The 7,989-nt window shown below is 75.2% G+C and carries 7 protein-coding genes; 3 read left to right on the forward strand and 4 right to left on the reverse strand.

Annotation, left to right across the window (positions count from 1 at the left end):
• From ACFYXB_RS45045 to ACFYXB_RS45060, 4 genes are all read right to left on the reverse strand, one after another.
• Nucleotides 1–2,093: condensation domain-containing protein (locus ACFYXB_RS45045; RefSeq protein WP_389591255.1), on the reverse strand; the 2,093-nt coding region annotated here is incomplete at its 3' end.
• Nucleotides 2,094–2,152: 59 nt separating this feature from the next.
• Nucleotides 2,153–2,305: a hypothetical protein gene (locus ACFYXB_RS45050; protein ID WP_389591256.1), complete on the reverse strand. Its 153-nt coding sequence runs from the start codon at nt 2,303–2,305 to the stop codon at nt 2,153–2,155.
• A 130-nt stretch (nt 2,306–2,435) separates the two neighbouring features.
• Entirely contained in the window at nt 2,436–3,236 is an 801-nt protein-coding gene (locus ACFYXB_RS45055) for an acyltransferase domain-containing protein (RefSeq protein WP_389591258.1), read from the reverse strand.
• A 112-nt stretch (nt 3,237–3,348) separates the two neighbouring features.
• A complete protein-coding gene (locus ACFYXB_RS45060; protein ID WP_389591259.1) occupies nt 3,349–3,708 on the reverse strand; it encodes a hypothetical protein in 360 nt (119 codons plus the stop codon).
• Nucleotides 3,709–4,187: 479 nt separating this feature from the next.
• On the opposite strand from ACFYXB_RS45060, the gene ACFYXB_RS45065 reads away from it, so the two are divergent.
• From ACFYXB_RS45065 to ACFYXB_RS45075, 3 genes are all read left to right on the forward strand, one after another.
• Nucleotides 4,188–4,463 carry a PqqD family protein gene (locus ACFYXB_RS45065; RefSeq protein WP_389591261.1) on the forward strand — a complete coding sequence of 92 codons (276 nt, stop codon included), beginning with the start codon at nt 4,188–4,190 and terminating at the stop codon, nt 4,461–4,463.
• Nucleotides 4,464–4,562: 99 nt separating this feature from the next.
• The gene (locus tag ACFYXB_RS45070; protein WP_389591262.1) at nt 4,563–7,577 is read left to right on the forward strand and encodes an AAA family ATPase; all 3,015 of its coding nucleotides are present in this window, start codon (nt 4,563–4,565) and stop codon (nt 7,575–7,577) included.
• Nucleotides 7,578–7,680: 103 nt separating this feature from the next.
• Entirely contained in the window at nt 7,681–7,929 is a 249-nt protein-coding gene (locus ACFYXB_RS45075) for a phosphopantetheine-binding protein (RefSeq protein ID WP_389591264.1), read from the forward strand.
• Nucleotides 7,930–7,989 lie beyond the last annotated feature (60 nt).

The following is a 7,989-nucleotide window of genomic DNA, read 5'->3' on the forward strand; positions in this document are numbered from 1 at the left end:
GCACTCACGTCACGCAACGTCTCCGCCAGCCCCCGAGCCCCCTGCGCGTCCTCGGGACTGCCGCCGACCACCACGATCGGCGGGCGTACGTCGGTCGCCGTGACATGGCGGGCCAGTTCGCAGGCCAGCGCGCCCGCGCCCGAGTAGCCGCCGAGGACCAGGCGGTTGCCCGAGCGGGCCAGCGTGCCGATGGCCGCGGCGGCGCGGGCACCGTCCCCGGCGGCGGTGAGGCGCAGCGCGGTCAGCGCCTCGGGGCCGCGGTAGTGGCGCACCAGCTCCCCGTGCCCGGTGCGCGGCGCTCCGGGTACGCCGACCAGGCACACGGTGCCCGCCGAGGGCAGCGTCGCGGAGCGCAGCTGCACGAGCGGCGTGGCCGCCCCGGCGGCGAACGGGCCGGTGAACGGGCCGGCGCCGTCCGGGACTTGGGGGACCACGGTGTGCGTCAGCCACTGAAGTACGTCCCCGACGGTGGTCGCCGCCCGCGCCCGCTGGGGCAGCAGCCGCAGCAGCCGGGCGGTGTGCGCCAGCAGGAGGCGGGCGGCGCCGCCGTCGACGAGATCCCGGTCGTAGGCGCAGGTGAGGACCAGCCCCCGGTGGGCGTCGTAACCGGCGCGGAGCCCGAGGGCGTAGCCGGTCAGTGCCCCGGCGACCTCCTGCTCCTCGACCCGTACGCCCTGCGCGGCGAGCGCGTCGCCGAACGCGTCTTCGGGGCGCGGCCCGCAGTCGAAGGCGAGCAGACCGCCGGCCCGCGGCGGCGGTGTCCCCTCCCTGTCGAAGTCCCCGGCCGCGACCCACTCGTACGCGGCCATGTCCAGGGCCCGGTCGCGCAGTTCGCGCAGCAGCCCCGGTACGTCCTGCTCCGGCTCGAGGGCGACGGACACCGGCAGCGCGTTCTCGAACGGTCCGGGGGTGCCCTCGATGCCCTCCAGCAGCAGGCCCCGGCCCGGCAGGCCCAGCCCGAAGCCGACGGCGGCGGCCCGGGGTGCTGCGCCGGACGCGCCGTACAGGAGCATCGCCCAGACCGCCTGCAGCACGCTGCTCTCGGCGACGCCCCACTGGGCCGCCCAACGGGTCAGCAGCGCGCTCTCGGCCGGGGACAGGGCGGTGCGGTGCAGGCCGGTGCCACCGCTGCCGACGGGGGCGGGCGGCCCGGGCCGTCCTGTCTCGGCGGCGGGCGGCCGGTGGGCGGGCCGCCCCCAGAAGTCGCGGGCCGGGCCCAGGTCCTGGCCCCCCAGCCATCGGGCGCAGTCCCCCAGATCGGGCCGGCGCTCGCCGCCGGGCAGCACTCCTTTGGCGAGGTAGGCGCGGCAGCACTCCCGCATCAGCAGCCGCACGCTCCAGCTGTCGAGCAGGGCGCGGTGATAGGTGATCAATACGTCCGTGCAGGCCGCCGCGCCGTCCGTACGGCCCTCCAGCAGGGCCACCCTGAGCAGTCCGGGCCGACGCAGGTCGAAGCTGCGGGCGCGTTCCCGGGCGCGCAGCGCGGCGCGCCGGGCGGCGGTGCCGCAGCCGTGGCGGACCACGTCCGTGGGGGCATGGTCGAAGACGACGGCGCGCGGGCGGGGGTCCCAGACGAAGGCGGTGCGCAGCACGCTCTCGCGTTCGCTGACAGCCTGCCAGGCCGCGGTGAAGCGGTCCGTGTCCAGGGGGCCGTACCAGCGCCAGAGGAGTTGCTCGACGTGGTGGTCGGGGCGGGCCAGGGCGTCGGCGAGACGTTCCTGCTGCACAGGCATGACCGCTTGGGTGTGCGGCAGCGTGCCGCAGGGGTGCGCTGCCGCGCCGGCGGGGTGCCCGGGCCCGGGCGGGCCGTCCGCCGCAGGGTCCGGCGGCGCGGTGAGCAGGTCGGCGAGCAGGCCGATGGGGTACGGCGCCGATCCGTTCTCGTCGGCGGGGAGTTCGACGGTGTGCAGGCCCGGGCCTTGGCGCAGCAGCCGGGGCCGGGCGAGGTGCCGGCCGGGGTGGCTCTCGGCGATGCGGTGCAGGGCACGGTGGAAGGCCGCGGCGTCCAGCGGGCCGCGCAGTTCCGCGGCGCGCCGGGCGCCCCGCTCCGGATCGAGTACCGCGCACAAGCCGGTGGACCGTTCGCCGCTCATCGCCTCCCCCTCCCCCCCTGCGGGATCTTGTGCGCAACGGACGCCTGTCGCCGCACGACTCAGCAAGGTGGCGGCCGCACACCGGTCTCGAAGGCGCAAAGGGCCGCGCGGGCGAGGACGGGCGTCTCGGTGATCTCCCCGTCGGGTAGGCCCTGTTCTTGCGGCTCGGCCCCCGGCGGCAGGACGTGCAGGGTGCCATGCCGTTGCGCCATGGCTGCCTCCTCACACTCGGCACGGGCAAAGTAGCCCCGCAGCGCCGCCTTCGCCCGATTTCTCCAGCGCCCTGCGAACGGACCCCGACCTGCACTCGTCCGCGTACGAGGCCCGCCGGGCGCCGCCGGCTCACCCGTTGTCGGGGAGCATCCCGCTCCCAGAGCGCCGCAGTTGGTCCCAGTCGAGGGGTTCGCCGCTGAGGTGGAGGTCGGAGAGGGCGGCGGGGAGGGCGGGTACGTGGTTAACGGCCGCGGTGTCCTTAGGGCGCGGGCCGCACAGCAGGATCCGGCGGAAACCCGCGGCGCGCAGGGCCTGTTCGGCACGGGTTTTGCCGTGTTCGCGCAGCCGGCGGCCCGCCACGACCCGCCGTACGGCCTCGTCGAGGCCGAGGACGCCCGCGACGTACGCCGCCGTGTGACCGCCCGCGCCGTCTCCGGCGACCGCGCCGACCCGTACTCCCCAGTCCCGCCACAGGCGGTACAGCGCCACATGGTGGGCGAACAGGGCGGCCCGCCCGAACTCGGCCCGGTGCAGCAGCGGGGCGTCGACCCCGCCTTCCGGGGCGAACACGACGGCGGCCAGCGGCAGTGGCAGCCGTTCGTCCACCGCCCGGCGCATCGCGTCGAACTCCCCGCGGAACACGGGAAACGTCGCGTACAGAGCCCGTGTCATGGCCGGCCGGACACTTCGTCCCGCCGCGAACAGCACGGCCGTGTCGCCCTCGCCGTCGATCACAACGGGCGTGCCGGAGGCGGCTGATCGCGCCGCCGCGAGGCCATGACGCCGTAAGGGCCGGGAGCCGCCCTTCCCCGGCCGCCGCACCCGGCCCTCAGGGGGGTTGCCCCCGGGCGGCTCCGGCTCCGGCTGCGGTAGGGCCGCCTCGAGGTGCCGCGTGCCGTCGCGGCCGCCGGGGCTCGGCGCTGCGGTCATCGGACGCCCTCCTCCCGTACGGCGGCCCGGGCCCCGACGGTGTCGCCGAGCGCCGGAGAGCCGCACGAGGCCCGCTCGACAACCGGTCCAATCGCGCCGGGGCGTGCCGCCGTCAGCTCGCCGCGGCCCGCGGCACGAGCACGTCGTGGAACTCCTTGACCCGGCCCGCCGAGTCGAAGCGGAGTTCCGCGACCAGCGACCAGGCCGCCCGCCCGGCCCGCGCGGTCACCCGCAGCGCGACCCCGTCCCCGTCGGCGAGGACGCTCTCGCACGTCAGCCGCAGCCCGGCGGTCAGCGCCCTGGCCCGCGAGCCGTCGGCGTCGGCCCAATGCCGGGTGAGCCGGTTCGCCTCGCCCCGGTTGCCCGCCGCGACCAGCGCGAGGGCGAGCTCCTTGTTGCGCTCCTGGACGCAGCGTGCGGTGAGGAGTTCGTGCAGCGCCCCGCTGAGGGTCTCGGTCAGCGTCGGCACCATGACCGGACGTCCTTCCTCGCGGGTCGTCGTTGCGTGCACCTGTCGCCGAGAGGATGCCCGCACCGGGTGGAGAAGCGTTGGAGGACGGGTGAAACCCGGCTGTCCGGGCGAATTCCTGCGGGATGTTCCGGGGCCTTCCAATGCCGCCGCGCAAGCCCTTCCGACGGTATTCGGCCAATTCCCCGGCTTTTCGGAAAATGCATTCGGCCGGATTCGTTCACCCGGCCTCCGGCGTCGGGGGCGCAGTGGTGAAACGCGCAGCACACCCCTACGTCAGGGCCGTTCGCGCACCACCTTGTAGGGGGTCTGGCACAGTTGCCACGGCAGGTTGGTACGCACCACGATGGATTTCGGTGCTCTCGCCGCCCATGGCGCCCCGGGCGACTTTGTTTTCCGGTGTACGTCGCCGTTGCAGGTTGCCGCGTACGAAAACCGTCGGCCGTGAGAGCTGTGGGCCGCTCGCGGGCTTGGAGGTAGGTGTGCGTGTTCGACCGGTGCCCGGGCTGAGCGTCAGCGTCGATGTGCACGGGCGCCTGGACGTGGTGCCGGAGCCGGCGGCCCCGGCCCGCCGGGTGCGGTGCGGTCCCGTCGGTACGGCGATGTGGCTCGCCCTGCGCCAGCACGACGGGGACGTGGCCGCCGCGGCGGGCATGCTGGCCTCGCTGTGGGACACCGAGCCCGCCAACGCCCGCGCCGACCTGGACATCTGGGTCGACGAACTGCGCGACGCAGGTCTGGTGCGCACCGAGCCCTGACCCGCTCCGGGCGGGATTCCGCCGCGACTCGACCACCCTTATAGGGGGCCTGCCCAGGCTGGTCCGGGTTAGGGGTGGACCAACCGGGACGGGGCGACTATGACGTTGGTCGGCAGGACTGCGGCGATCAGGACGTTGGACGAATCCCTCACGGACTGCATCGAGGGCCGCTTGCGGACCGTCCTGGTGGAGGGGCCCACGGGGTGCGGCAAGAGCGCCCTCGTCCACGTGGTGGTCGAGCGGGCCGCGGCCGCCGGTGCGGTGGTGCTGTGCGCGACGGGCTTTTCCGCCGAGCGCCGGACGCCGTACGGGGTGCTGCGCCAGCTCGCGGGCGGCCACCGCGGGCTCACGCTGCCGCAGGGCGCCGTCGAGTGCGGGCCGCGCATCGAGGACATGCAGGCCTTCTGCACCGAGCTGCGGGAGGTGAGCGAGGGCACCCCGGTGGTGCTGTGCGTGGACGACGTACACCACACCGACGACGAGTCCCTGGCCTTCCTCCAGTACCTCGCACGGTACGCGCGCCCGGCAAGCATCCTGCTGGTCGTCGCCGGCACGGTCCACCACGAGGCGGGCCACCCCGCGTTCGCGACCGAGCTGATGCGCCAGCCGACGTTCCGCCGGATCCGACTGGAGCGCCTCACCCGGGCCGAGGTGGCCGCGCTCGCCGGATCCACCGGCTGCCGGGAACACGCCTCCTCCCTCTACGAGTCCAGCGGCGGCAACCCGCTGCTGCTGCGCGCGCTCCTGGAGGAGCACACGACGACTCGTACGGCACCCACGTCGGGGCCACGGCCGGCCGGCGAGCACCACGCTGCGGGCAACACGCGCTGGTCCACCGGCGGTCTCCGCGCCGCCGCGGGCACCGCCCGGCCGGTGGACGACCACCTCGCCGCCACCGGCACCGCCCGGCCACCGCACGATGACCGCACCGGCGCGGACACCCGGTGGCCTTTGGGCAGCGACCGCACCGCGGCGACCGCGTCGCGGGCCACCGACGCCCCGCGCGCCACCGCCGACTCCCCCTGGCCCGGCAACGGTCACCGCACCGACGGCACGCCCCCGTCGTCCCCCGACGACAACCGGCTCGCCGCCAAAGGCACCAACCGCACCGCGGCAGCCGACTCGCCCGAGCCCCTTCCCGATCCCGTATCAGCGCCGGCACCCGCCCCCGAGCCGGGCGGTCCCTTCGTCCAGGCCGTATGGGCCTGTCTGCACCGCGCGGGCCCGACCGCCGCCCTGGTCGCGCAGGCCGCCGCGCTGCTGGACGAGGCTGCCACGCCGGAGCGGATCGCGGAGCTGGCCGGCATCGCGCCGCCCGCCGTGCGGCAGGGCCTGGCGGCACTGCAGGACGCGGGCCTCGTGACCGGCACCCGCTTCCCGCACCCGGCGGTCCGCGACGCGGTCCTGAGTGGTCTGTCCCCCAGCGCTCTGGTCACCCTGCACCGCGGCGCCGCCCTGCTGCTGCACCGGCAGGGCCGGCCGGCGGCCGAGGCGGCCGGGCACCTGCGGTGCGCCGCGGACGCGGCGGGCGCCCGCTGGTCCGCCTGCGCCGAGGAGACGGAGCTGCTGTGCGACGCCGCCGAGAGCCGGCTCGCCGCCGACGACGGACGCGGGGCGCTGAGCCTGCTCGAACTGGCCCACGGGGTGTGCGCGGACGAACGGCAGCGGGACGCCGTGGCGATCCGCCTGGCCCGGGTTGCCTGGCGCTATGACCCGGCCGCCGCCGAGCGGCTGATCGCCGGCCCGCTCGCGGCGCTCCGCTCGGGCGGGCTGGGCGGCGAACCGGCGCAGCCACTCGCCCAGTTGCTCCTGCTGCAAGGACAGATCACGGACGCGGCGGAACTGCTGCGCGACGCCGACGCGGAGGGCGCGGAGGGCGCGGAGGGCGAGGAGTCGGGCGCGTCCCCGCTGGACGTGGTGATCGACGCCGGTTTTGTGGCCGCTGAACGCCTGCTGCGCTCGGCCACGCCGACCGAGGCGACGATGACGCCCATCGTGCAGGCCCTGCGCTCACTGGTGCTGTCCGAGCATCCCGAGCGGGCCGTGCCCTGGAGCCGGACCCTGCTTGAGGACGCGGAACGGCGCGACGCACCGGGCTGGGCCGCGGTGTTCGCCACGCTGCACGCCCAGGCGCTGCTGCGCATCGGCGGCCTGACCGAGGCCTGCGCCTACGCGAGCCGGGCCCTGGACGCGCTGCCGGAGCGGACCGGCGGGGCGTTCCCGTACGCGGCGACCGCGGTGCTGATCCGCGCCCACAGCGCGATGGGCCACTACACGGAGGCCTCCCGACTGTGCGACCGCCCGCTGCACCGCGGGTTACTGGACAGCCTGCACGGGCTGGCCTTCCTGCACGCGCGCGGGCTGCACCACCTGACGGGCAACCAGCCGCAGGCCGCGCTCACGGACTTCCTGACGATCGGCCGGATCATGCAGGGCCGGGGCGTCGACCGGCCCGCCTGTCTGCCGTGGCGCAGCGATGCCGCCCAGGCCCTGCTGCGTCTGGGCAAGCCCCAGCAGGCCGAGCGTCTGGTGCTGCAGCAGCTGGCGCTGCCCGACGCACGCCGGCCCTGGGTGCGGGGTGTCTCGCTGCACCAGCGGGCGCTGATCGTCACCTCCGTCCGGCAGCGCGTCTCGCTCCTGGAGCAGGCCGTCGACGAACTGCACCGCTCGGGCGACCGGCTGGCCACCGCGCGCGCGATGGCGGACCTCGGCCGTACGCGGCAGGCGGAGACCGGCGCGTCGATGAAGGGCACAGCGACGATCCGGGCGGCGTGGAACCTGGCCAAGGAGTGCGGGGCGACGGCGCTGTGCAAGGAGATCCTGCCGGACGCCCCGCTCAGCGAGCAGGTCCAGGACCGGGCGGCCGACCGGACCGGTGCCGAACGGCCGGAGAGCAGGCTGAGCAGCTCCGAGCAGCGGGTGGCGACGCTCGCGGCCCAGGGTCTGACGAACCGTGAGATCTCCGCGAAGCTCTACCTCACGGTCAGCACGGTCGAGCAGCACCTGACGAAGGTGTATCGCAAGCTGCAGATCAACGGCCGCGGTGACCTTCCCATCGACCTGGCCCTGGGCGACGGTCCCGCACCGGCCGGCCGGCTGGTCAGGGGGGACTGACGGGTTCCCCTGACTGCACGGCCGGTATGGGCTCGAGTGCAAAAACCCAAGTACGACGACATCGACGACACGAACCGACACACAGCAAAGGGTGGGGTCACCAATGGCGTGGGACGAGAAGTTCGAGGGACTGCTGCGCGACTACCTGCCGTTCCTCGACGAGGACGAGCCGCTCGAGGCCGACACGGATCTGCGTGACTCGGGCCTGGACTCGCTGGGCGCGGTCGAGCTGCTGGGCTCGCTGGAGAACGAGTACGACGTCCGCTTCGTGGACGAGGCGCTGTCGCTGGACACCTTCGCCACTGCGGCGGTCCTGTGGGAGACGGTCACCAGGCTGCAGGCGGCCGGCTGACGCACGTACGACGCGCCAGGGCCGCCGTCCTCGGACGGCGGCACGGCCGCACCACTGCAT

It is taken from the genome of Streptomyces sp. NPDC002619, assembly GCF_042889305.1.
Classification (GTDB): domain Bacteria; phylum Actinomycetota; class Actinomycetes; order Streptomycetales; family Streptomycetaceae; genus Streptomyces.